Annotated in this window: 3 protein-coding genes; 1 reads left to right on the top strand and 2 read right to left on the bottom strand. The window is 25.7% G+C overall.

The window, feature by feature from the left end:
• Window positions 1-326: 326 nt before the first annotated feature.
• Together BUA77_RS14075 and BUA77_RS13010 are read right to left on the bottom strand one after the other, a co-directional pair.
• Entirely contained in the window at window positions 327-494 is a 168-nt protein-coding gene (locus BUA77_RS14075) for a hypothetical protein (RefSeq protein ID WP_159429004.1), read from the bottom strand.
• A gap of 210 nt (window positions 495-704) precedes the next feature.
• Complete coding sequence (locus BUA77_RS13010) at window positions 705-1,673, bottom strand: replication initiation protein (RefSeq protein WP_072890981.1); 969 nt, start codon at window positions 1,671-1,673, stop codon at window positions 705-707.
• A 582-nt stretch (window positions 1,674-2,255) separates the two neighbouring features.
• Here BUA77_RS13010 and BUA77_RS14245 point away from each other — a divergent pair.
• The gene (locus BUA77_RS14245) at window positions 2,256-2,456 is read left to right on the top strand and encodes a hypothetical protein (protein ID WP_072890979.1); all 201 of its coding nucleotides are present in this window, start codon (window positions 2,256-2,258) and stop codon (window positions 2,454-2,456) included.
• Window positions 2,457-2,560: the final 104 nt, after the last annotated feature.

Here is a 2,560-nt window from a genome sequence, read left to right as displayed (position 1 = left end):
CCATATCCTGTTTTTTGTGACATTTAATCCCTCCCAATACAAAAAATGAAACTGTATATAGTTTATCAAACACATGTTCGGTTGCACAATAAAAAGAACCTTAATTTTTTCTTAAAAATGTTATATATTCTTCTAATACATAACATACTTTTTGTTTTGAAAAAATCAACCATAATTCAATTTTTTAATTATTTTTTACTTCTAATTACTTTTTTCCTTATATTTAGATAAAAAGTCTATAGTTATAGATTTATAAATTAATAGCCATGGCTTTATTTTTGAAGATCAAGAACATATATTAAGGCATGATTAAAGCCTAGATTTCTCTAGGCTTTATATATTTGAAGTGCCATGGCACTAGCATTTTTAATATTTTCTTTTTCTAGTATTTCAATTATTTTTTGAAAGTCTGATATTCTTATATCTTTTATTGATGTATAGCCCATTGGCTCTATTAGTTCATGTAGTTTTTGATGTGCATTATCTCCTGCCATGGCAATTTACTTATTTTAAATATTTGATAATGTAAACATTGAGTTTATTTATGTTTATTATTGTTTATTAGTTGTTTACTTTGTAAGATTTCTATTATTTTCTTATATTTTAGGTACTAAATTCTCTACTTTTAATAGTTTTATTTATTCTGAAATATTTTAAATCAATATTAGATAAGGATAGTTTTTCTCCACTATTAACTTTTTAATTTAATTAAATACAAAACTGTATTTAATTTGATTTGCTGCTCCTGCAAAGTCTTCTTCAAGTGCTTTTTTTAGATAAGCAAATTTATTTCTAGCTGTATTTTTTCTTATGATCTCTTGATAATTGAGTTTTATATATTCAAATGGATCTAACTCTCCTGAGTTTGTTTTTTTAACAGCTATTTTATAAATATTTAGTATCTGTTTTGAACTGAATTTCTCATTTTCAAGACCACTTTTTATTTTTATATCTTGTATTTCTTCTTTGCTATATAAGGAATCTATAATTTGTTTTTCTTTATCAATTTTATAATCTATTATAAATTTAATTCCTATAACTTTACGACCCCTTGTTAATTTTTCATATTCAAAATTTATATCTGTAAGTTCATTGATTTCTTTTTTTGCAGGATCTAATATCCTTCTCTTAAAATCTCTAAATTCTTTAAATTTGTTTGAACATCCTAGTTTATCTTTTAATTCTTCAAGGTTAAACTCTCTTTTACCAATAGTTTGATATTGTTTTAAAAGTTCATAAATTCTTATAGAATATTTGTTTTTTAAATATAAAATATTTTTAATCTCATATTTAGTATAGAACTTTTTTAATTGAAGTAAATAAGGAACTAGTTTTTGTGAAAATTCAAGTTCTATTATTCCATCGCCCTTATATTCTATAGAACTTAGCCATCCTGTTATCAGTTCTTTTTGTTTGTTATTATCATCCAGTTTTATTATTACTTCTTTTTTTCTAAGCTCTCTTACCAACTCTCTTATTTCTGAATACCTATCTGTCGTTGTTCCAATTAGCTTTGTAAACTCTTTTACTTCAAGTTCCAATATATTAAAGTTACTATTATTTCTATCTAATTTACTTACAGCATATAGAATAATTTTTTGTTCATTTAAATTTAAATCATATTTGGCTTCAATTAACTTATTATGTTTTATTACTATACCATTTTCATTCATAGTGGTAACTCCTTTAGTAAATATGTAAAGACAATATTATTATATTTACATTGGTGGTCAAAGTCAAAACAAAAGCCACGATAAACATAGTTTTTGTCCACTATAGACGTAGAATTTGTCCACTTTATCCGTAGTTTTTGTCCACTATAAGCATAGTTTTTGTCCACGATTAACTTTTGTAAGCTAGTATTTTCAATGCATTAACTTGTCCGAAAAATATTAAAAATAGTTAAAATTAGTTAAATAGTTATTATTTATATATTTATTCAAGGACTTTCTATTCATATATTCTCTGAGAAATTAACATTATATAAAAAACTTATACAAAATAATTCCTCATAAAAACTCATTTATTTTGGTTTTAAGACTATTTTTATATCTTTAGGTAAAAACATATTACTTTCAATCGAAACTCCTTTTAAAAGCCATGTATGAGGTCTGAGAGCGTTTCATTTAGACTCCAAAGTAAACAAGTCCATGGCCAACCTAAGAGTATAACCCCATAGAGCCATGGTTTTTTCGACCCTAGTTGGTTTTAACACGATTAGCAGAAGTCTCCCATCCTCTATAGGTGGGAGATGAATGCGTAAACACAACTTGCTTCTATTATTTTTTTGTGCCAAAATAAAGTTACCTAAATTAAAGTGGATAAAAGCAAAAGTTCATAGATACGTTGAAGGTAGAATAATAAATGCTACTGTTTCAAAAACTTCAAGTGGAAAATATTTTGTATCTATATGTGTCGAAAGAGAAGTGAAGCCTTTAGAGAAAGTAAAGGATTAGCAGATATAGCATAAAAAAATTCGCTTCATGCTATCGCATGGCTCATGTCGCCAACGAGTCCTAACGGACTCCGTTGCTCAAAATAGTTGATACTTTTATTCAGT

The organism is Tepidibacter formicigenes DSM 15518 (assembly GCF_900142235.1).
GTDB classification, from domain to species: domain Bacteria; phylum Bacillota; class Clostridia; order Peptostreptococcales; family Peptostreptococcaceae; genus Tepidibacter; species Tepidibacter formicigenes.
Note: the sequence above shows the minus strand (reverse complement) of the source record. Positions and strands in the feature narration are given on the sequence as shown.